The sequence below is a fragment of the Faecalitalea cylindroides genome, from assembly GCF_028321995.1.
Taxonomy (GTDB): Bacteria; Bacillota_I; Bacilli_A; order Erysipelotrichales; family Erysipelotrichaceae; genus Faecalitalea; species Faecalitalea cylindroides.
In genome coordinates this window covers 45228-68861 of record NZ_JAQLXG010000008.1, presented here as the reverse complement: position 1 = coordinate 68861, position 23634 = coordinate 45228, and the positions used below count along the sequence as shown (strand labels likewise).

Sequence of the window (23634 nt, the reverse complement as noted above, 5' to 3'; positions counted from 1 at the left end):
CCTTGTCTATTGTATCACAGATGTTGAAAATTTTTTAAATTTATGAAAATTTTTACATTTCCTCCGAGTACTTCAATCCCCAGCTTTCACGAATTTGACTCATCATGTCCATGACATCATATGTAAAATCTAGATGCATGACATTTTCATTTGTCAAAATTGTCTGTTCCATATCTGTAATTTCGTAATATAGAGCATCTTTAGTATCTCCACATTCAATCATTTCTTGATGATTGTCTTCTGTATACGTTATGACAGCTTTACAAGCTCTAGGATATTCATAAATCTCAATATACCCTTTATCATAGGCAATCATGCCTCGCTTTGGTTGTTTAGCATGTAAAGTCAAGGCAATCGTAGCCATTTCCTGTTTTGAGTTCATCAACAAGATACCAGCCTGTTCATCTACTTTACTAGGGGCAAGACGGACTTGCGAAAGGATCTGATCTGGTTTTTCAGACATGAACCAACGAACAAATGACAATGCATATACACCAATATCCAATAAAGCTCCACCTGCTAAATTAGGATTGAAAAAACGATTCTTCATATCATATTCTTTATAACTTCCAAAATTCATTTGAATCATTTTTAGCTCTCCAAGGACTCCTGAATGAGTTAGATCATATAACTTTTTATAAAGAGGCATATGATATAAAGTCATAGCTTCTGCCAAGATCACACCATTTTCTTCAGCAAGTTTTTTTGCCATCTCCAATTCATCAATATTCAATGTAATTGATTTTTCACATAACACATGTTTCTTGTTGGCTAAGGCTTTTTTCAAGAAATTTATATGCGTATTATGTGGTGTTGAGATATAAATAACATCTACATTCTCATCTTCAAAAACATCATCGATATTTTCATACACCTTTTCAATACCATATTCTTTGGCAAAGTCTATAGCTTTTGAATATGTTCTATTGGCCACGCCGTATAACTTTCTTCCATCCTTTTGCATAGCCTGTGCCAACTGATGCGCAATCACACCACATCCTAAACTAACCCAGTTTAACTCTTTCATTTAATGTCTCTCCTTATCGATTCTATATCCAAAGCTAAACGTATCTCATTTATATGTTCCTGCATCTTTTTATACGCAAGATCTTCATTTTTCTCTTTGATCGCATTGAATATTTCACGATGCATGATACTAGATCTTGCTGATTTCCCTTGAGACTTTAACCTTAGGTAAAATTATTTATTATTCTATTTTGCTAAAACTTAATCAAACCAAAGAGAAAATCTAAAGTCTTTGACATGCATGTCAAAAGATCTTGACAACCACTCTCAGTCAAAAAAAGGAGCTGAAGCTCCCGTTTTAATAAACCAAATCGAAAAATTTCATTTCCTTTGATTCAGATAAACCAGTATCATAACTTCTATCACCTAGATAATCTAAGAATAGTTGTAATGTATCTGGATCCTGGCATGCCTCATAGAACAATTGAATGGCTTCAACGGCACGAAGCATGGCGCGATCATATAAATCAAAGAAACTCTCTGTGCTCTTGATCGTATCATCACAAGGATGCACCCATTCTTTGTGTAAAAGATTGATCGTATCAAATGGATCTTCTGGTTCATCTGGAACAAAAAAGCCAGATATCATACTTTCTGTGCGCAACACCTTTTCAAAAGAATGTGAGATCTTAAATTTTGTTCCCGTTTTATCATAGAATAACTTTTCGACAAAACACCAGTCATTTAAACTTTCTAAGATCTGGTGTGGAAGTACATCTACTTTATATACATTTCGAATCGCAGGAACATAGATTCTTGCGATGGCACGTGCTTGTTCCAGACTTACTTCACATGTTTCATAAGCTTTAAAATCTGAGATCGTACAATCGTTTTTCACCTTTAACATGATCGCATCGATCAACGATTCAAAACGATGATGCCACCAGCTGCTCTTTCCTGTACAACGACCCGTTCGATAAAACACATATGGATGTGCGATACTATCCAATGCCCAGTGGCAAAGGTGACCACAAGTATATGTCATCATATCTTGACGAATTTCTGGATCTTTTTCTTTTTGTATGGAGGCAACAGCGCTTGCATAAAAATCATTAATGGAGTGCGAATGGACTTCATTTCCAATTTTTCTTAAAGGTGTTTTTTTCATAAATGAGGTTGGATTCAAATTATGGAAAAACAAAAAATCCGGTCCATTTCCTCCAACTTCCATCAATTGAAGCCTAGATTCTAGAAAATCATATTTAGGATCATCCAATTTTTCATATACATCATCGGTAAATAATATATGTGTGATAATATTAGGCATTTACATCATCCTCCTTAAGATATTTTTCTAGACCATGAAATATAACATATTCCGCAAAAGTATCCATCTTGCAGTAGTTTGACAATTCCTGTCGAATCACTTGTTTTTGTTCCGGTAAAGCTGAATCGAAAGTTCTGTAAGTAAACACTGCATTTAATCCATTTTGAATGGATAATTGATGATATGAGTATTCATCAGTAAAAACCGGTAACACTTTCTTTAAAGAATAATGTCCCCGCATACGATTATCATAAAACAATCCACATTCAAACGGTTTAGATAAATCAATCATACGATCACATATTTGATCAAGTTGTTCCTTATATTTGGGAAACTGTTCGCCAAGTTGTTTTAAGCGAAGTTTTTCCGCACCTTCCATGTTATAAACAAGTATACTACCCTTTTTAGGAATAGTTTCTAATAAAGAAAGAATAAACTTTTCACGACAATCGGCTGTATCAAAAAAATCATGATGACTCAAATTATGATTCAAATCTTCAATATGCAGGCTATATTGAAAACAAAGAACGTCAAATGCTTTCATATTCTCATATGGTGGAATTGCAAAGGTATCCCATTCAAAATCAAGATATGAAATTGGATATTGAATCATGGATGTCCAAATTCTTAAAGCCGCTTTATCATAAAATATGCCATGTTTACTTGCCATGTATTGTGCATATTGCAACTTAAATCCTTCGATATCTTCCGGCTCTAGATCCGATATACGTCGAATTCCATTGGCATAGGCTTGTAGCTTATGTGAAGATGTCGTCAAAAATAAGATAGAATCGTCTGGGAGTTTGGATTCATCAAAACAATCATCGTAATAAGAACATCTTCTTCCTGTTGTACACTTTTTGGAACGATCCAATGTAAACTCTGGACTATCTAACAATGTTTGAACTGTATCGATCCATTCATCTAAATCAAAATCATATTGTTCCATACACTCATCAATTGTTTTAGATGGTTTATTACGCCGATTAAATAAATGATCATTGCGTAATAAGAATTCGTTTAAATCTAAATAATCTTTTCGAATGTACTCTTTGTTCAAATAGATGATTTCATTACTTGTAATATGCACACCAGCACTTTGGGCAATCTGTATATTTATTTTCATCAATTGCGCTTCGGATTCTTTGGGATAAGCACTTAAATGTGGATATATAGCTTTATACCCATCTTCCATTTTCATCAAAACAGGAATCCGGGTACGACAATTTCTATACTCAAAACGAACTGAACATACTACATCACTATTTTTTAATAGATTTAAAGTATCTTCATTGGTATCACCAACCTGACCACAAGGAGCATTTTGTATATTTAAATATTCTTTCCAGTAATCACTAAAAGGTTTTTCCATATGGTAAAAGCCTTCAAAGGGATGTTTTCTATGAACGTTATTCCAACAGTATTTGGGACAACGTTTATAATTGAGCAAATCACTTACATGTATCATTCTTTTCACCTTACTTATTTTATCTTACTCTTGATACATATGCAAAATATCTTTTACCATCCTACAGTATTCATTTTTATTATCTAAGGGAGCAACAAGCTTTGCCTTATCTTGAAACAAGAAAAGTTGCTGATAGATTTTATTAGGATCTTCAGCCATAAATGTGCAAAGAATCCCATCATTCTTCTTGATTTCTTTAAAATCCAAGCCCCAGTACTGCTCTTTAAACATACGAATAAATTCCGTCTTGACCAAGATCTCAAAACGAATAAAACTTGCCTTTATCAATGATTCTTTTCCTATAAAAGACGCAACATTAAAGGAAGAATCGCGTAAAAATCGTTTATCCGTCAATTTACATTGTTTCATGCGTTGAATAGAAAAACGATAGGTGCGATATTCATTTCGTTTATGACTAAATCCAATCACATAATACGCATTTTTATAATGAATGATTTCATACGGATCCAACAAAAATGTTGAAACATCTTTTTGTGATAAAGTCTGATAAGAGATTTCTACGCTTTGCTTCCTGTCCATTGCCAACTGTACCGTTTGAACCATGTTATATTCTTGCAAAGAAAGTGCCAAACCAGTCTGATTTACATAATAGTGCATCATAGATTTAGTATCTTTATCTGCACATAAGACTTTATCTAAACCGCTATGAAAAAAATCACGCCCTACAAATTCAGGATGAGAATCAACGATTCCTCTTGATTCATTTAAGGCGTCAATTTCATCTTTTGTTAATTTCAAGGATGGAAACAAACAATCTTCATCTAAATAATATCCACCATATCTTCCTTTTACTTCTTGTATATTATAACCCGCAGTAACCAACTCTTTTTTAAACTCTCGTATATTTCTAGGATTTGTTTCTAACTCTTTGGCAAGTTCTAATGTATTCATCTTCCCTCTTGCCTTTAGTAACATCAACATCTTGATGCATATTGCACTACGATTCATAAATCTTCCTACCCTCAACTACTAGTCGTAGAATGTTTCTTAACTTTCAAACGCATGACAACATCTTCTTTGACTAGTTGATAAATACATGAACAGACAGGAATAGAAATTATAATTCCTAAGATACCACCTAAACTTGCTCCTACTGTTACTGCCACGATTACATACATTGGAGGAAAGCCAACAGAACGTCCAACTACATTTGGATAGATAAAGTTTCCTTCTACCTGTTGGATACAAATAAACATGATCATAAAATAAACAGCTGACTGCACCGATTCTGTAGCTACAAATAAAGCTCCAATAATAGCTGCAATCAAAGCACCAAACATTGGAACAAGAGCCCCAACACCAACAATGATTCCTACTAGAGTAGCATAAGGTATATTCAATAGCGTTGCACCAACTGTTACCAAAGTTCCTAAAATGATGCACTCGGTACATGTCCCACCTATATACTGTGTAAAAGTGCGGGCAATTAAACGTAGTACATGCAATGTTTTTTCATAAATATCATCTGGCATATACGCTCTTAACAAACCTTTGGATTCTTTAACAACCGTACTTTTATTGAATAAAACAATAATAGAGAACATCAAGGCAACAAAGGTTGAAAGTACAATTGAAAATGTCGTAGAGATAACTTGGTACACAGAGCCAAAAATATTGTTTGCTCCACCAGAAAAAATCCAGTTGATAAAATCATTGAACCAGTTTGATAAATTATCAAAATCTAAGACGTTTAAATCTAACCCCTGAATCCAATTATGTAAAGAAGGAATCGAACTGGAAGTACGATATGCCCAATGATAGAAAGAGTTTAAAGTTTCAGGAAGATTATTGATGATTGTTTCCAAGGAAGCAAAAATCTGAGGAACCAGCAAAAAAACAAAGCCTAAAAACAAAGCTAAAACAATCACAATGGATAGAATATTTGCGATGACACGATAAATTTTACGCTCTTCAATCTTAAATAAGATATTTCCGGCACGCATTAAATTATTTGCAATGATATTAAATACAAAGGCAAGTCCACCACCAAATAAAAATGGCATACAAATTGATAAAATATATAATAAAACCTGCAAAATTTTTTCAAAATATAAAACAACCATTAACAGAACCACGGCAAATAAAATCACTCTTCGATATAATACTTCTTTATCCTTATATTGTCTTGGAACTCTAAACATTTGATCACCCACTTATATATGTTTTATTTTACTCTATTAACTAGTCAGAAACAATAAATCATTTTTTATCTTTTTGTTTACTCATGCAAATAAACAGTGTTAGAATTAAGGGTATAAATAAAGGAGAACGCTGATGAAAATAGTTGATGAATATTTTGGATGTGATGTCTTTAGTACAAGTGCAATGCAAAAATACCTGCCTCATGCTGTATACAAACAAATGATTGGTGTCATTGAAAAAGGGCAGGAACTTCCTCGTGAAATTGCCGATATTGTTGCCAACGCAATGAAAGATTGGGCAATGGATAAAGGTGCTACGCATTATACTCATTGGTTCCAACCTATGACTGGAATCACAGCTGAAAAACATGATGCTTTTATTACACCTACCGGACCTAATTCGGTTATTAGTGATTTTAGAGGTAAAGAATTGATCAAAGGTGAGCCAGATGCTTCAAGCTTTCCAAGTGGTGGTTTACGCGCAACATTTGAAGCTCGTGGTTATACAGCTTGGGATCCAACAAGTTTTGCCTTTGTCAAAGACAAGACATTATATATCCCAACCCTTTTCTGTTCTTATGATGGAAGTGCCTTGGATAAGAAAACCCCATTATTGCGATCAATAGATGCTTTAAACAAAGCGGCTGTTCGCTTATATAACATTATGGGTCATAACATCAAAAACATTACAGTTACCGTTGGACCTGAACAGGAGTATTTTCTAATTGATAAAGAGATGTATAAAAAACGTTTAGATCTAATGGTTACTGGAAGAACGTTATTTGGTACAGATCCTGTCAAAGGACAAGAATTAGATGATCACTATTTTGGAAATATCGAAGAACGTGTTAAAGCCTATATGGAAGAAGTAGATGAAGAACTTTGGAAATTAGGTGTATATGCCAAAACAGAACATAAAGAAGTGGCTCCTTGCCAGTTTGAAATTGCTCCTGTTTATTCCCCAGTAAATTTGGCAAATGATCAAAACCAGATTACGATGGAAATTTTGCAAAAAGTTGCAAATCATCATGGCCTGGTTTGTCTATTACATGAAAAACCATTTGCCGGCGTTAATGGATCAGGTAAACATAACAACTGGTCATTTTCAACTGACAAAGGAGAAAATATGCTTGAACCTGGTGACTCTCCAAAAGACAATATTCGTTTTTTGATTACTCTAGTTGCCATCATTAAAGCTGTGGATGAATACCAGGACTTATTGCGAGTTAGTGTCGCAACCGCGGGAAATGATCACCGTTTAGGGGGACATGAAGCTCCACCAGCTATTATATCTATTTATCTAGGTGAAGAATTGACCGCTATTCTGGAAGCTATTGAAAAAGGCGATGAATATATCGATACAATTAATAAAAAACTTGAACTTGGTGTTTCTGCATTACCTCCAATTTCAAGAGACTCAACAGACAGAAACCGTACAAGCCCATTTGCCTTTACTGGAAACAAGTTTGAGTTCAGAATGTTAGGTAGTGCAATCAATATTTCCTGCCCTAACACGATTTTAAATACAATCGTTGCAGAGGAAATGACACAGTTTGCCGATGAACTTGAATGTTATTCTGAAGAAGAATTAAACGATGCAATCATTCGCCTGATTCGAAAAACAATCAAGGAGCATAAACGCATCATCTTCTCAGGAAATGGTTATTCTCCTGAATGGCGAAAAGAAGCCTTATCAAGAGGTTTGCTTGAGTTAAAGAATACGGCAGAAACATTGCCTCACTATACAGATCCAAAAAACCTAGCATTATTTGAAAAACACAACGTTTATACACCAAATGAACTTCATGCGCGTGAAAACATCTTATTGACTAACTACTATCAAGTTATTGAGATTGAGGCAAAAACAATGTCTTATATGTTAAGAAAACAGATCCTACCAGCTGTATTTGAATATGAGTCCAAGCTGGCAACAATTATTCAAACCAAGAAGTCTAGTGGAATTACTTCTCCAATGGAAGAAAAATTATTGTTTAATATCAATACACCATTGGAAATTGTTAATAAACATCTTGAAAAATTAGAAGAATTGATTCAAAAATCCCATTCTGGTGCTAGAGAAGCCGCTAATTTTGCTGCAAATGAACTTTTACCTTTGATGGATGCCATTCGTGCTTTAACAGATACCATCGAAAACAATGTATCAAAAAACGACTGGCCTATTCCTGATTATAACGATATGTTATTTGGTTCAATCTTATAAATACAAAAGGACACAACAATGTGTCCTTTTAAATTGCCTTTAAAATCATTAATGAATAAGCCGGCATTTCTAGCACATGATCAATTGAAAGACGATTCTCATCAATCAAATCTACATATTCACCATTTAGATCCAAATTAAAAGCAATTGGCTCATTGGAAATATTTATGGCAATATATAAAGTTTCCTCTTCGCTATTTCGCTTGAATATACAATATGTGTTATTCAAGACAATTTGTTCAAAATTTGCTGTATGAAGTGCACTATGTTCATGTTTGATTTCAATCAATCGTTTGATTCTCTTTGTTAATTCATTGTTTTCAAAATGCGTAATATGCGGTCTTAATTCGGTATCGTTCCAATTCTTTTGTCCCTTGATTCCCCATTCACTTCCATAATAGATACAAGGAATTCCTGGCATGGTCATCAATAAACCATAAATCAATGGTAAATGGTTTTCATTTTGTAGCTGAGTCGCAATTCTTGGTACATCATGATTATCAACAAAGCACACTAGATGTTTTCCACGATACAAACACCAGTTATCTTTTCCAAATTGGCGATGCAAAGAATGCATGATTTCAAAAAGATTATAAGAATTCAGACTAGAATATAACCCTTTATAACATTCATAATTCGTACAGCTATCTAACATTTGATCATTTACCCACATATTATAATCGCCATGCAGCGTTTCACCCATTAAAAACAAATCATGGTGCCTAGAATGTAATGTTTTTAAAAAGTTTTGATCAAGACAATAAGCTACATCCAAACGCAATCCATCAATCTCAAATTCATCTTTCCAGAACTGCACAACATTCATGATATATTCTACGACTTCTGGATTTTGCAGATTTAGTTTTACAAGATTTTGATTTCCTTCCCAATCTTGATAACTTAAATGATCATCATAAGCGCTATTGCCATAAAAATTAATGTAAAACCAGTCTTTATAATGAGAATTTTCACGATTTTTTAAGACATCTTCAAAGGCAAAGAATCCTCTTCCTACATGGTTAAATACAGCATCTAAAATAATGCGGATCCCATTCTTATGTAAAAGTGAACTCACGTATTTAAAATCTTTATTATCCCCTAAACGATTATCAATCGTATAATAATCAATCGTATCATATCCATGAGAATGTGATTGAAAAATCGGATTGAACAATACAGCATCAATATTTAAGTCTTTTAATTGATTTATCCATAAATCAATATCTTTAAAACGATGCTCTAAAACATTATCATTTTCAAAAGGGCAACCAAAAGCACCTAGCGTATATATTTGATACAGCACACTATTATCTGTCCACATTAAAATCACCTCGAACATAAGTGTACCATATTTGTAAGGGTTTTCAAAATACTTTACTTGATAATATCCCCAACCTGAATATCTAATAATTGAATTATCTTCATTGGCTCTAATTTGATTTGTAAACCAATCTTTCCGCCACTAAAGTAAATAAAGTCTTTGTTTAATACTGATTCATTGATATGCGTCCTAAACTTTTTTTTCATGGCTAAAGGTGAACAGCCACCGCGGACATATCCAGTAATTTTTGTGATATCTTTTACAGGAATCATCTCTACTTTTTTAACACCAGCTAAAGCAGCTGCTTTTTTTAGATCCAGTTCATGATCAACCGGCAGCATAAAGACAAGATATTCTTTGGTATTTGCCTGTGTAACTAAGGTCTTAAATACCTTTTCTGGATCCTCATCCAACATACTGGCAACCACATCCCCTGCTACAGCATCTTTACCATGATCATACGTCAATACTTCGTATTCTATATTATGTTTATCTAATTCACGCATAGCATTTGTTTTGTTTATTTTCATATCGCATATCCTCCAAAATAAAAGAGACTGTAAAATACAGTCTTTTCATCATGCCTAAGTAAAAATATCTAATGGCAATATAAAGAAAACCATTATAAAAAATACTAGGACAATGATGATTTTTACCATCAAATTGTCAAACATATCCCCCTTAATTCTCCCCTTATTTTGATGATATCTTAAATCTAAAATTAAAAAAAATCCACTAAAAATTTAAGAAATTTTAGTTGATATATCAACCTTCATTTTTATGCCAAAAATGATAAAAAAATCGCCTAAAATTAGACGATTTTTAGAACATTATTTATTACGAATGGCAGCCTGCGCAGCAGCTAAACGTGCAATTGGTACACGGAATGGAGAACAAGAAACATAATCCAATCCTACCTTATGACAGAATTCAATAGATGAAGGATCTCCACCATGTTCACCACAAATGCCCAATTTAATATCTGGACGAGTTTGACGACCCAATGTAGCAGCCATCTTAACTAATTTTCCAACACCCTTCTGGTCTAAACGGGCAAATGGATCTTGTTCATAAACTTTCTTATCATAGTAGTCCTGTAAGAATGAACCAGCATCATCACGAGAGAATCCATAAGTCATCTGTGTTAAGTCATTTGTACCAAATGAGAAGAATTCTGCTTCTTCAGCAATTTCATCTGCCAATACAGCAGCTCTAGGAATTTCAATCATTGTACCAACTTTATATGTAAGTTCAACGCCTTTATCCGCGATAATCTGATCGGCTGTTTCTTTTACGATTTTCTTAACATAGGCAAGTTCGTTCTTATCTCCAACAAGTGGGATCATGATTTCAGGAACGATATGATAGTGTGGTTTTCTTTCATTTACATTGATAGCAGCTTCGATAACAGCCTGTGTCTGCATCTTAGCAATCTCAGGATAAGAAATAGCTAAACGACAGCCACGATGTCCCATCATCGGATTAAATTCATGTAAGTTTGAAATTACGGCTTTCAAATCTGCGACGCCCATATTCATTTCATTAGCCAATGCGATGATATCTTCTTCTTCTGTTGGAAGGAATTCATGCAAAGGTGGATCTAAGTAACGAATCGTTACTGGAAGACCATGCATTGCCTCATAGATTTTTTCAAAGTCACCACGTTGCATTGGTAATAATTTAGCCAATGCTTTTTCACGTTGTTCTACTGTTTTAGATACGATCATTTCACGAATTGCTTTGATACGATCACCATCAAAGAACATATGTTCTGTACGAACTAAACCAATACCTTCTGCACCAAATTCATATGCTTTTTTCGCATCTCTTGGAGTATCTGCATTTGTACGTACTTTTAATTTTCTAAATTCATCAGCCCAAGACATAAATGTCTCAAAATCACCAACAATCTTAGCTGGAACAGTGCGAACTTCTTCGCCATATACATTACCTGTACTTCCATCTAAAGAGATATAGTCATTTTCTGTGAATTTCAATCCATTAACTGTAAAGTATTTTTCTTCTTCGTTTACTTTGATATCGCCACAACCAGATACACAGCATGTACCCATACCACGAGCAACAACGGCTGCATGGCTTGTCATACCACCACGAACTGTTAATACACCTTGAGCTGCAGCCATACCTTCGATATCTTCTGGAGATGTTTCTAGACGAACCAAGACAACACGATGTCCAGCATTTGCTGCACGTTTTGCATCTTCGGCATTAAATACGACCTTACCAGTCGCTGCACCTGGACTTGCAGGAAGACCACGAGTAATTACCTGTGCATCTTTTAATGCGGCCCCATCGAATGTTGGATGTAACAATGCATCCAACTGACTTGGATCAACATTTAGGATAGCTTCTTCTTTTGTCAAAAGACCTTCGGCTACCATATCACATGCAATCTTTAAAGCAGCAGAAGCAGTACGTTTACCATTACGAGTCTGCAACATAAACAGTTTTTCATTTTCAATAGTAAACTCCATATCCTGCATATCTTTATAATGATTTTCAAGTTTCTTTGTGATGTCTACAAATTGTTCATAAGCCTTAGGCATGATGTCTTTTAAATGATCAATTGTTTGTGGTGTACGAATACCTGCAACAACATCTTCGCCCTGTGCATTCATCAAGAATTCACCGTATAGTTTGTTTTCGCCAGTTGCTGGGTTACGAGTAAAGGCAACACCTGTACCAGAAGTTTCTCCCATGTTACCAAATACCATCATTTGAACGTTAACAGCTGTTCCCCAACTAGATGGGATATCATTCATCTTACGATAGTATTGAGCACGAGGATTTTCCCAAGATTTAAATACTGCCTCTACAGCCAGGATCAACTGTTCTTTTGGATCTGTTGGGAAATCATCATGTAATTGTTCGTGATAGAATTCTTTAAATTTTTTAACCATCAATTTTAAGTCATCTGTATCAAGTTCAGTATCCAATTTAACATGTTTAGCTTCTTTGATTTCGTCAATAACAGTTTCAAATTTAGCTTTTGAAAGTCCCATTACAACATCGGCAAACATTTGGATAAAACGACGATAGCTGTCATAAGCAAAGCGTGGATTATTTGTTAATGTAGCAAGTCCTTCAACAACTTCATCATTTAAACCTAAATTTAAGATAGTATCCATCATACCAGGCATACTGGCACGAGCTCCAGAACGAACAGAAACCAAAAGTGGGTTTTCTGGAGAACCAAATTCTTTTCCAGATTCTTCTTCTAGATCTCTTAAATGATTCATGATTTCTGCAATAATACCCACACTGATTTTTTCATCATCCGCATAGTATTGATTACATGCTTCTGTCGTTACTGTAAAACCATATGGAACTGGCATTCCAAGGTTCATCATTTCAGCCAGGTTGGCTCCTTTACCACCTAGCAATTCACGCATGCTACCATTTCCTTCATGGAAATTGTAAACATATTTTTTAGCCATTAAGTAAACCTCCTTTGATTACATTTATGTAAACGTTTTCATTACTTAAATAATATATCACATATTTACAATAAAAGATAGAAAAAAACAGTAGATATTTCTACTGTTGCAGATTTACATTCATTGTAGGTTGCACTTCTTCGACACGAAGCTTGCCACAAACCTCATAATTTGGACAGGAATCATTACAAGTTTCTTCGCAAACCTTACGAAGATCACTTGGCATCATCATAGTGATCTCATCATCATCATAACCAACCACCAAACTCTTTTTTGACAACATGATTGGTCTTTTTAATATCGATGGATTCTTTTGAATCAATTCCACAAGTTCTTTTGTAGAAAGATCATCAATTCCCTTTTTAAGTGACTGGAAAGCTTTAGATCGTACTGAAATAATATCTTCTGTCCCATTTTCACATCTTGATAAAATATATTTGATCTCTTTTTCATTTAAAAGAGAGGTAAATATGTTCTTCTCAACAAATTCTATATTGTTGTCTTTTAGCCACTGTTTCGCTTTTCGACAACTTGCACAACCTGGTGATGTATAAATTATTACCATAGTCATCCTCCTTTCTATAATTATATATGGATTGTGTTCCTTTCGCAATGAATATGCCCACTTTTCAAACAATGTATTAAATTAGTTAATTTTACTTAAAAATTCTAGCTTGTATGTCACTTATAAAAGAAGTAAAATATATTCACTGAGGTGATTTATATGGAAAGAATGTTAAGTGGAATCAAGCCAACTGGTAGATTGCATTTAGGAAATTATATTGGAGCTATTTCACAATTTGTGAAATACCAGGATGAATATGAAATGTATATTTTCATTGCGAATCAACACGCTATTACGGTTCCAACCGATCCAAAGGCATTACGTCAAAACACAAAAGATTTGATTGCCCTTTATTTGGCAGCTGGTTTAGATCCTGAAAAATGTACATTATTTTTACAGAGTGATGTGGATGCCCACGTTAAATTAGGATGGGTGTTCACCTGCCTTACATATATGGGTGAATTGCAACGTATGACACAGTATAAAGATAAAACAGCCAAAGGTGAAACAGGTATCACAGATGGTCTATTTACTTACCCATGTTTAATGGCTGCCGATATTCTTCTATACGATGCCGACTATGTTCCTGTTGGACAAGATCAAAAACAACACGTTGAATTAACAAGACATCTAGCAGAGCGTTTTAACAATCGATACAGTGAAACTTTTGTCGTTCCACAACCACTTGAAACAAAAGTTGGTAAAAAAATCTTCTCTTTACAAGATCCAACCAAGAAAATGTCAAAAAGCGAAACAGACACAAAAGGTACGATTGACTTGTTAGATGATCCAGCTGTGGCAAGAAAGAAAATCATGTCTGCCGTAACAGATTCAGTAGGTATTATTCAATATGACCCAGAAAGCCAACCAGGCCTTGCAAATTTATTAACAATACAATCAGTTTTAGCCAATGAACCAATTGAAGATATTGTAAAACGCTACGAAGGTAAAGGTTATGGAGAATTGAAAAAGGAAATTGGGCAAACTGTATTTGATTTTTTAACAGATTTACAAGCAAAATATAAAAAAATCATTGAAAGCAACGTTATTGACCAGATCCTTGAAGAAGGAGCTAAAAAAGCAAGCTATGTTGCCAACAAAAAAATTCGTAAAGTCTATAAAAAAATTGGCTTTACTATCACAAAATAAAGTTAATACCAACACAAAACATATAAAGAACTGGAATTTTTAAAACCAGTTCTTTTTTATTTTCTCAGTCATTTTTATTGATAGACGTTCTTTATGAATTTTAATAATCTTTCTTCGCTGGTCTCATTATTTTCCATACTTTTATTCCAACTTCTATTATTCGGATGATTGCATAAACAGAATTCAGCGTCAGTTGTAAAAGCAGTGTCATCAACTATATTTTTTACCCCCGGATCTTCTAAACATTTCTTGTGTTCTTTCCAATAAAAATAAAAAGATTTTCTAGCTATTGCAGAACATATGATAATGTATGGTTCATCTAAAGCTTTCCAAACTCTTATTAAGTTTAAATAACTGAATAACTCATCAATATCTTTTCCTTTTATAGAGACGCCTGTATATTCTGATGGTCTTAAAAAATAATTCATGAAAGCGATTGACTTTATAGTATTCTCGATTTGGTCATTTTCAATATTGAATATTGGTTTTAACATATTTCTGAATAATGCTTTAAACTTATTATTATTTTTAATGTTATTTTTCACAACACTTTCAGTACATATATAATCAATATCTTCTCTACACAAAGAGATTTCACTTTCCGGAGATGATTGTAATTTTTCCCAACTAAAATCACGTTTATACCATTGTTCTTTCAACCATTCGTTTTTGTCTTTACTTTTTCTAGGCATATTGACATAAAAATCTGAAAACTCTGGTAAATAATGGCTTTCCATAACAAACAGAAATTTTTTCTTGTCATTTTGCGGGTAGTCTTTTCCGACAAATGGAATTAAAAAAGGATGATACTTATAGAAGTTATTTAAAACTTTAATAACTTGATCACCATTTTCTTTTGTGGCCTTCTTAAAATATGGTTTAAATATAGCTTCAATTAACTTAGAATCAATTTTTAAATCTTTATCCATTATGGCGCTCATTTTTTCATGGTTACAAATCTCATCTTCTAGTGTGTTTACTTTTTGTTCGTATGTTTCGTATAATTGTTCTTCACTCATAATTCTTAGCTCCTATTTCTATTTCTTCTTTGATCGTTTCAACTAATTCTTTTGGGCTTAATACTTTAACATGTCTTACATACTGTAAAGCCCAATACTTCATAGCGCTTAAATTGACATATACGCTTACTTTCAATGTGTCTTCGTCTATTCTTTCAAACTCAGTCTCCTTTCCAAACCAATCTAATATTTCAGTAACCAAATATGCTTTTGCTTCGAAAACTACTCGAACACTTTTTCCCGCAAACATATAGATATGTTCAGCCATATGTTTTGGCAAATCTAAGCCATATTTGATGTCTTTTACTTCTTCTTTTGGCTTACATGAAGTAGACAGTATTTCAATATCTGTAATCCTATCGATTCTATAATGGGATATATTGTCATATTTATCATAATTGCAAATTAAATAATACCGACCATTTGTCGCAGCCATCTGATATGGATTAACAATATATTTTTCTTCTCTTTTAGGATGCATCTTTTTATCGATCCCATAAACATTATATGTAAATTGAACTTGTCTTTGTTTGTCTATAGCTTCATCTAAAACTTCGATTGTATAGAACAGTTCTTTGTTCTGAATCGTATTTTCAGGAAGGTTGTTCATATGTTTGATCTTAATTTTATCTTCGTTGGAAGATAATCTAGAAATCTTATCAATGAGTTGTTTGCACTGTGATGTTGGAATGTGTTTTGAGAATAATAATCCATCAATAATATATCTAAGTTCAGAATCTTCAAACTCTCTTTCTAAATACCAGTCTGTATAAACAATTTCATGATCTCCATTTTTCTTTTGTCGGGTTTTCTCAGTGTAATTTATATCATAGCCAAAATCAATCAGATTCATTAGATTTCTTTTGATTGCTTTTCGATCAATCTTCATATCATACTCGAACTCAAGAATATTCTGAATTTCTTTCTGTGTTAAAGGATGCTCTACATCTGAATGCTCTTTTAATATTTTTAAAATATTCATTATTATCAGTTTCTTTGACTGTTTCATGATATTGTCCTCATCTCTAGTATACCATATAGGCTTTTCTTTGATGCACTCTTTTTGGTTCATGGATATCTATAAAATGTATCCAGGAGGATATGTTTATGAAAGGTAAAGAAACGTTTATAAAAGTGATTGAGGATCCTGTCCTTTATGCAGAAGATCATAATTTAATAATTGTCTTATTTGACTTAAAAAAAATGTTTGTAGAATATGACTCCAGATCCAATTATTTAAGCACTTTAAAAGAAATCATCGAATTAAAAAGAGAATCAAATAATTTATCTATTGAGGAATTTTTTGAATATTCCTCTTATTTGACAAAAGGCAAATGTATTGAAGTTTTAATGAATTTATTAGAAAAGACGATTCATGATAAACTGTATACTGAAAATATATTTAATTTTATCAATATGGACATTTCCAGTTTAAACCCATATAAACAGTTCATATTCTTCAAACAGTTTGCAAAGAATAAAATAAGATATAGAGTAATTCGTTTAGAAGCTTTAATGATATTTTTAACGCTCCATCAAGAAAAGTATGGAAATAAAAAGAATTTAAACATTTTCTTTCTTGATTCAACAGATGATTATGATTTAAGTTCCATTCCTTTTGAAATCAGGATCATGGTGAACTATTCATACTTGCTATCTATATTTAAAAATATTAAGATTCCTTTTCCGTATGTATTCTTAAATCCGTCTGTTTATCTACCTCGAAAATCTTATCCGTTTTTTATTGATATTATAAATGAGATTAATTCTTCTAAAATTAATAAAATTCTCATTATTCATGCTTAAACAACATAGTTTAAAAAAAAGAAAACAGGAACTGCAACATAAACAGTTCCTGAATTTTATTTTAGATGTACACTCTAAAACATTTAGTCGTACGTTAATAATTTTTGACTCTTATTATAAGATATAAAAGAACAATAATACAAAGATACCAAGTGCGATACGATACCATCCAAAACTAGTAAAGTCATGTTTTTTAACATAATTCAATAGTCCTTGTATCGCAAAGACACTCACGACAAAACTTACAAATGTACCTACAAATAAAAGGGCCCATTGATCAAGAGTAAACATGCCTGTTTCCATGAAATACTTAACAATTTTCAACAAGCTTGCACCTGCCATTACAGGAATTGCGATAAAAAACGAAAACTCGCTTGCGACATATCTTGAGCATCCACAATATAGACCTCCTAAGATCGTAGCTCCAGATCTAGAAGTTCCTGGAATTAAGGCCAGACATTGAAAAAAGCCTATCTTTAAAGAAGTGAGAACATCTAATTCGTTCAGCGATTCTATCGTTACTTTTTTTGGATGCTTAGCTGTAATGATAAAAATGATACCATATGTTATCAAAGCAACCGCAATTACAAAATTGGCAGATAAGAACTGCTCAATGATATCATCTAGAAAAAAGCCTATGACAGCCGCGGGAATACACCCTATAATAACAAGTTTCCAAAGATGAAATGTTTCTCTTTTCTTTTTTGATGATTTTTCAGGGTCAAAAGGATTTAATTTACGAAAATATAAGAATAAAACAGCCAATATACTTCCAAACTGAATCACAACTTTAAATACTTCAAAGAAAGCTGCTGGCGTTAATGGCCATATGGTATCAAATATGATCAAATGACCCGTACTGCTGATAGGCAGCCATTCCGTAATACCTTGTATAATCCCTAAAAAGAAGGCTTTTATCAAATTAAATATGAAATCCATTGTCTTTATCCTCTCTTAGCGATCTCTTCAACAAGACCTTTGAATATCTCCCCTCGAATTTCATAGTTTTTAAACTGATCAAAACTTGAACATGCTGGACTTAATAAGATCACATCCCCTTCTTCCATGATCTCAATCGCATGATTTAGTGCATCTTTCATCGTTTGACAAGATGTTTGATTTGTAAAGATTGATTTAAAATGATCTTTGGTCTGACCAAAAGAGAAACAATGTTTGATCTTATGGTCATACTGTTTTAGATCATCAAAAGATATATGCTTATCCTTACCACCACATAACAAGATCACATTCTTATCAAAAGCGGATAAAGCTGCACAAGCTGCATGTGTGTTTGTAGCTTTCGAATCATTATAGAAACGAACCCCATTGATCGTATTAACATATTCGATACGATGTTCTACGCCTTTAAAGCTACGAATCACGGATTGGATCGTTTCTAGATCAATTCCCATCTTATATGCCATGCAGGCTGCCATCATTGCATTTCCACAATTAAAATCGCCTACTATTTTTAAATCACTTAGCTTAAACAAAATCTTATCCTTTAGATAAGCAAATGTGTCATCTTTATATAAATCTGCTTCTTGCGTTAAAGAAAAATCAATTACCTGACACGGGATATTTTGTGCATATTTTACAATATTTTCATCATCTATATTACGGATAAACCAATCTTGAGAATTACAGTTTTTATAGATCAACATCTTTGATTGATAATATTCTTCTAAAGAATCCATATAATCTAAATGATCTGGTGCCAGGTTTGTTACAACAGAAATCTTTGGCCGAAAAGTATCAATACCTAAAAGTTGGAAGTTACTTAATTCCAATGCTACATTAAAGGTTTCTTCTTGATGTATTAAAGCAAGTTCGCTTAATGGTGTTCCGATGTTCCCGGCCACCAAAGCTTTTTCTTTTGCGTTTAACATCTCATACAAAAGTGTCGTGACCGTTGTTTTTCCATCTGTTCCAGTAACGGCAGCATATTTAAATCCAGGCGCAAATCGATAAGCTATTTCTATTTCCGTATAAATTGGTACACCAGCTTCTTGAAAATGCTTAACAATAGGAACTCGATATGGAATTCCTGGATTTTTTACCACAAATGGATAGTCTTTTTCTAGCAACCAGTCAGGATGACCATTATCCACGACTTCAATGCCTAGTGCTTCTAAATCCATTTTTTCTTTAACTTCATTGGAATCTGTCAAAATGACATGATATCCATTCTTTTGAAGAAGTTTACTAACCGCAATGCCACTTCGTGCAGCTCCTATGACCAAAACTGTTTCCATATTACATGACCCCCAATATCAAACCGATAACCGCTAAAACTACACCAACAAGCCAAAAACGAGTAACTACCTTAGTTTCAGACCAACCACATTTTTCAAAATGATGGTGTAAAGGTGCCATCTTAAAAATACGTTTATGTGTTTTCTTATAATACGTAACCTGAATAATGACACTTAAGACTTCTGCTACAAACACAAATCCAATGATTACCAATAAGATTTCCTGTTTTAGCACCATAGCAATAGCAGCTATCAAGCCACCTAGAGCTAAAGATCCAGTATCACCCATAAAGATCTTGGCAGGATGTTTATTGAATTTAAGATATCCAAGTAAACTCGCAATAACCAAAACAATCAAAAACGCAACATTGTCCACACCTTGAATCAAGGCAAAACACAAAAAAGGAATCAAGGCAATGATCATCTGACCCGAACATAAACCATCCAATCCATCTGTAAAGTTAACTGCATTCGTTTCGGCTGTAAACATGATAAAAACCAAGATAAAATAAAAATACCCCAAGTCAAAAGTAACATCTATGATCGGAATCCAAATTTCCGTAGAAGAGGATGTCTGATAAATAAAGAAGAAAATAACCGCAAGAATAGACTGTAAAGCAAATTTATAAGCCGGTTTTAACCCTTCGTTATCCTTCTTAACAACAATAATGTAATCATCAATAAATCCAATCAGTCCATATCCCACAAAGGCTAGAAGGATAATTCCTGTATTCATATCTAATTTAAAAGGTGTAAATAAGCTCATCAAAAAGTACACAACAACTGGTACAAGAATAAATGCGATTCCACCCATGGTCGGTGTACCGTTTTTCTTCTTATGCGATTCCAAGCCTTCTTCCCTTTCGGTCTGGCCAAACTTTATTTTATGTAGGTAATTGATCATTGGTGGCATGATCACAAACATCAAAACCAAACATAGAATGAATCCAATGATCATATAAAAACCATTACTAAATTCCATAATATCTCTCCATTCATTTAGATATATTGTAACATCAAACATCCTGTTGAACAAATTTAAATTAGTGCTTGAAATATAAGAAACCAAATGATATTATATTAAAGCGATTGCGTAAATGAAATTAAGAAAAAGGAGGACAGGTCGAGATGTCAAAAGTATGTGCAGTGTCTGGTAGAGGTCCTTTATCTGGAAATAAACGTTCTCACTCTATGCGTGCCACTCGTCGTAAATGGAATGTAAACTTACAAAAAGTGAGAGTTATTGTTGACGGTAAACCTCAAACAATCCGTGTGAGTGCTCGTGCGCTAAGAACATTAAAGAAACAAAACGCTATTTAATTTAATTATTAAGGATCATAAAGAAAGAGCTGATTTCAGCTCTTTTTTTAGTGTATTGATTTTGCCTCAATCGAATGAATCTTTAAAGAAACAACTGGGCTGTTCTTTTTGATATATTCCCCCTGAAGATATTCAAGATATGTACCAGGCGAAATGATTCCCCGCATACTTAATACATCACAGCCTAGTTTTCCTAGGATACGGTCGGTAAACAAAGCACAATTATCACCTAAAGCCCAATATGTCTTAAACCGACCCGATTTAAATTTATAAAACTTCGCCCCAGTCTTATAATGCAGCCTTGAAGGATAATTCTCTTTATACTCATTAAATCGATCGTATCCATATTCACGTTCAATTTTACAGTACCAGCGATAACTGTTATTTTTGAAAGCTTCAAGCTCTTGTTCGATCAAAGCTTCCTGTTCTTTCTTGATTTGAATACCATATTCAAAAATAGAATTGTTTTCTGCACTCATCATATTAGGAATATAATATTCAAATGGAACTGTAAAGAATACGCCATCTCCAATCGTTTGATTTAAACGAAACGATTCTTCATCATAATTTCCATAACTGTAAACAATTCCTTTATAAGAAAATGTAATGTGACCAACTTTTTGAATTCCATTAGGTCCAACATGAACCATGACCTTTAAAATTTGATCATCTCCATAGTCTTTTTTTTCTAAAGCAAATGGTTTACCAGAAGATAAATATCGGTTAATAGACGTTAATGCCCAATCTGGAATAAAGGCGCATATTATGGTTGGTAATGATATGCGAATCTTACGCTTCCATTCATATTTTAATAAAGGATTTACCCCTACATTGGCATCATTAAAATATCGAGATCCTAATAAGATAAAATAAATTCCAAACAAACGAAGTAATAAATCCGTTTCAAATTCATCTACAAACAATAAATTAAAGCCCAAGATTCCATAAGCTACTATCATTAAAAAATGATAGAACTTATCCGGAATATCATTTATATAATTGATGACCAGCTGAATCAAACTAGCCAGTGTACTGATGTAGCAATACAAGCCAAAAGCAACTCGGATGATCCATTGCGGAATAGTTTCATGATCAACTAAAAATAATGCGAATAAAATAGACAAGATCAAAAATAATAAATCGCTTTTCTTCTTGTGCTGGAGAAACCGAATCAGTAGATAAACTCCATTGATCAAAAGAAGGATGATAGATGTCTTTAAGATGAGCGAAAAAACGCGATTTGGTATAAAAAACATTACCAAGCCTGCTGCAATAAAACATAGACCAACTATAAAGTTTGAAGCTACATCTTTATTAAACATCTGCTTGACCCCTTTCTACTTAAAATTTGATTGAATGCAAAGCACTTTTCCTATATCAAGTGTGACTTTTGCCTCTTCATGTACGATTGAATTCGACACGCAGAATATATCTTTTACAGTAATAGGTTCTTTGTATAGCGGATATGTAAATCCTTCTAAGGTGATGATTGTATCTTCAAGTGCAAAGAAAGATACATGTGTATATGCTTTTTTGATCACATGCTCTCCTTTAGATAATAAAGTGATCTTTTGATGATCATCTAAAAGCACCAAATGAGGATAACGATACATCAATAAACGAATATTGGCAAATGTATGATCAATTCTTCCAGATAAAGCTCCATATAAAACTATCTCATCATATCCTTTTTTCTTGCATAGAGAAACAGCCAATTCACTATCTGTTTCATTTTTTTGTACAGGATGGCGAATGATTTGACACGTCCCTTGTAACCTTTGAAATTCATCTTCGGTCATAGAGTCAAAATCTCCAACCGCAAAGCGCATTGGTATCTTTGCTTCCATCAATAACAGCGCACCTGAATCAACCCCTATATAATCATACGAATCATCTTGGATGATATTTTTTGACATAGGAGTAATCAAAAGGGCCTTTTTCATTTTAAAAGCCCTTCGATCGTAGAAACAATATCATTTTTAAAGACATAAGAACCTGCAACTAAAGTATCACAACCGGCATCACAAGCTTTTTTATATGTTTCATGATTGATTCCACCATCAATTTCTATGCGATAATTCAATTGTTTTTCTTCTCTTTTTTTATATAACCAACGTACCTTATCTAATTGATCGTCCATAAAAGACTGTCCCCCAAAACCTGGATTGACACTCATAACAAGAACCATATCCGCCTGTTCCAACAAAGCTTCAAAAGGTTCAATTGGTGTAGCTGGACGTAATGTAAATCCAACTTGAACATGTAAATCTTGCATCTTCTGCATGAATGCAAGACATTTATCAGTGTCATTATCAAAGGATTCCACATGAAAAGTGATCATATCTGCTCCAGCTTTTACAAAAATTGGTGCATAATATTCAGGATCACTGATCATTAAATGAACATCCATGAATAAAGGACTTGCCTTTCGAAACCCTTTTAAGATATCTGGACCAAATGTGATATTCGGAACAAAATGGCCATCCATGACATCAAAATGCAACCATTTCGCTTTTGATTGATTTAATTGTTCAATTTGTTCAGTCATCTTAGAATAATCCAACGATAAAACCGAAGGGGCTATGATTCTTTCCATA

22 protein-coding genes are annotated in these 23634 nt (G+C 33.4%); 4 read left to right on the top strand and 18 right to left on the bottom strand.

Annotation, left to right across the window (positions count from 1 at the left end; translation table 11 throughout):
• Positions 1-52 precede the first annotated feature (52 nt).
• The 6 genes from PND65_RS05855 to PND65_RS05830 form a co-directional block, all read right to left on the bottom strand.
• On the bottom strand, positions 53-1027 hold the full coding sequence (locus PND65_RS05855; RefSeq protein WP_271990950.1) for a Gfo/Idh/MocA family protein: 975 nt from the start codon (positions 1025-1027) through the stop codon (positions 53-55).
• Entirely contained in the window at positions 1024-1152 is a 129-nt protein-coding gene (locus tag PND65_RS05850; RefSeq protein ID WP_271990948.1) for a hypothetical protein, read from the bottom strand. Before PND65_RS05850 ends, PND65_RS05855 begins: the two co-directional genes overlap by 4 nt.
• Positions 1153-1324: 172 nt before the next feature.
• Positions 1325-2293 carry a hypothetical protein gene (locus tag PND65_RS05845; RefSeq protein WP_271990946.1) on the bottom strand — a complete coding sequence of 323 codons (969 nt, stop codon included), beginning with the start codon at positions 2291-2293 and terminating at the stop codon, positions 1325-1327.
• Positions 2286-3665, bottom strand: a complete 1380-nt coding sequence (locus PND65_RS05840; protein ID WP_271990945.1) for a DUF2779 domain-containing protein — start codon at positions 3663-3665, stop codon at positions 2286-2288. The genes PND65_RS05845 and PND65_RS05840 overlap by 8 nt, the downstream gene beginning before the upstream one ends.
• Positions 3666-3785: 120 nt before the next feature.
• Positions 3786-4730, bottom strand: coding sequence for a helix-turn-helix transcriptional regulator (locus PND65_RS05835; RefSeq protein WP_015535242.1), 945 nt, complete (start codon positions 4728-4730; stop codon positions 3786-3788).
• 14 nt (positions 4731-4744) lie between these two features.
• Positions 4745-5923 (bottom strand): AI-2E family transporter, encoded by a 1179-nt coding sequence (locus PND65_RS05830; protein WP_015535243.1) that lies wholly within the window; start codon positions 5921-5923, stop codon positions 4745-4747.
• 133 nt (positions 5924-6056) lie between these two features.
• Between PND65_RS05830 and PND65_RS05825 the strand changes: the two genes are divergently transcribed.
• Positions 6057-8144, top strand: coding sequence for a glutamine synthetase III family protein (locus PND65_RS05825; protein ID WP_022356041.1), 2088 nt, complete (start codon positions 6057-6059; stop codon positions 8142-8144).
• A 28-nt stretch (positions 8145-8172) separates the two neighbouring features.
• Here PND65_RS05825 and PND65_RS05820 read toward each other — a convergent pair whose 3' ends face one another.
• The 4 genes from PND65_RS05820 to PND65_RS05805 all read right to left on the bottom strand — a co-directional run bounded on the left by PND65_RS05820 (position 8173) and on the right by PND65_RS05805 (position 13488).
• On the bottom strand, positions 8173-9465 hold the full coding sequence (locus PND65_RS05820; protein ID WP_271990943.1) for an alpha-amylase family glycosyl hydrolase: 1293 nt from the start codon (positions 9463-9465) through the stop codon (positions 8173-8175).
• 53 nt (positions 9466-9518) lie between these two features.
• Positions 9519-9995 (bottom strand): Cys-tRNA(Pro) deacylase, encoded by a 477-nt coding sequence (gene ybaK / locus PND65_RS05815; protein ID WP_022356039.1) that lies wholly within the window; start codon positions 9993-9995, stop codon positions 9519-9521.
• A 300-nt stretch (positions 9996-10295) separates the two neighbouring features.
• On the bottom strand, positions 10296-12923 hold the full coding sequence (gene ppdK / locus PND65_RS05810) for a pyruvate, phosphate dikinase (protein ID WP_195295546.1): 2628 nt from the start codon (positions 12921-12923) through the stop codon (positions 10296-10298).
• 100 nt (positions 12924-13023) lie between these two features.
• Positions 13024-13488: a Spx/MgsR family RNA polymerase-binding regulatory protein gene (locus tag PND65_RS05805; protein WP_015535247.1), complete on the bottom strand. Its 465-nt coding sequence runs from the start codon at positions 13486-13488 to the stop codon at positions 13024-13026.
• A gap of 159 nt (positions 13489-13647) precedes the next feature.
• Here PND65_RS05805 and trpS point away from each other — a divergent pair, with 159 nt between their 5' ends.
• Complete coding sequence (gene trpS / locus PND65_RS05800; RefSeq protein WP_015535248.1) at positions 13648-14637, top strand: tryptophan--tRNA ligase; 990 nt, start codon at positions 13648-13650, stop codon at positions 14635-14637.
• Positions 14638-14711: 74 nt separating this feature from the next.
• On the opposite strand, the gene PND65_RS05795 is transcribed toward trpS, so the two are convergent.
• Positions 14712-15656 (bottom strand): hypothetical protein, encoded by a 945-nt coding sequence (locus PND65_RS05795; RefSeq protein ID WP_271990941.1) that lies wholly within the window; start codon positions 15654-15656, stop codon positions 14712-14714.
• The gene (locus PND65_RS05790; RefSeq protein WP_271990939.1) at positions 15649-16665 is read right to left on the bottom strand and encodes a helix-turn-helix transcriptional regulator; all 1017 of its coding nucleotides are present in this window, start codon (positions 16663-16665) and stop codon (positions 15649-15651) included. Before PND65_RS05790 ends, PND65_RS05795 begins: the two co-directional genes overlap by 8 nt.
• A 98-nt stretch (positions 16666-16763) precedes the next feature.
• Here PND65_RS05790 and PND65_RS05785 point away from each other — a divergent pair, with 98 nt between their 5' ends.
• On the top strand, positions 16764-17462 hold the full coding sequence (locus PND65_RS05785) for a hypothetical protein (protein WP_271990937.1): 699 nt from the start codon (positions 16764-16766) through the stop codon (positions 17460-17462).
• A gap of 114 nt (positions 17463-17576) precedes the next feature.
• Here the strand turns inward: PND65_RS05785 and PND65_RS05780 are convergent, their stop codons facing one another.
• From PND65_RS05780 to mraY, 3 genes are read right to left on the bottom strand one after another with little or no spacing between them, the layout of a single operon-like run.
• A complete protein-coding gene (locus PND65_RS05780; protein ID WP_022355310.1) occupies positions 17577-18401 on the bottom strand; it encodes an undecaprenyl-diphosphate phosphatase in 825 nt (274 codons plus the stop codon).
• Positions 18402-18406: 5 nt separating this feature from the next.
• The gene (gene murD, locus PND65_RS05775; protein ID WP_271990936.1) at positions 18407-19717 is read right to left on the bottom strand and encodes a UDP-N-acetylmuramoyl-L-alanine--D-glutamate ligase; all 1311 of its coding nucleotides are present in this window, start codon (positions 19715-19717) and stop codon (positions 18407-18409) included.
• A 1-nt stretch (position 19718) separates the two neighbouring features.
• A complete protein-coding gene (gene mraY, locus PND65_RS05770; protein ID WP_022355308.1) occupies positions 19719-20699 on the bottom strand; it encodes a phospho-N-acetylmuramoyl-pentapeptide-transferase in 981 nt (326 codons plus the stop codon).
• Positions 20700-20845: 146 nt separating this feature from the next.
• On the opposite strand from mraY, the gene rpmB reads away from it, so the two are divergent.
• A complete protein-coding gene (gene rpmB, locus PND65_RS05765) occupies positions 20846-21037 on the top strand; it encodes a 50S ribosomal protein L28 (protein WP_022355307.1) in 192 nt (63 codons plus the stop codon).
• A 47-nt stretch (positions 21038-21084) separates the two neighbouring features.
• Here the strand turns inward: rpmB and PND65_RS05760 are convergent, their stop codons facing one another.
• The 3 genes from PND65_RS05760 to rpe are packed head-to-tail and all read right to left on the bottom strand — an operon-like array spanning position 21085 to position 23633.
• The gene (locus tag PND65_RS05760) at positions 21085-22359 is read right to left on the bottom strand and encodes a hypothetical protein (protein ID WP_271990935.1); all 1275 of its coding nucleotides are present in this window, start codon (positions 22357-22359) and stop codon (positions 21085-21087) included.
• A gap of 15 nt (positions 22360-22374) precedes the next feature.
• Complete coding sequence (locus PND65_RS05755) at positions 22375-22980, bottom strand: thiamine diphosphokinase (protein WP_271990932.1); 606 nt, start codon at positions 22978-22980, stop codon at positions 22375-22377.
• Positions 22977-23633 (bottom strand): ribulose-phosphate 3-epimerase, encoded by a 657-nt coding sequence (gene rpe / locus PND65_RS05750; protein WP_022355304.1) that lies wholly within the window; start codon positions 23631-23633, stop codon positions 22977-22979. The genes PND65_RS05755 and rpe overlap by 4 nt, the downstream gene beginning before the upstream one ends.
• Position 23634: the final 1 nt, after the last annotated feature.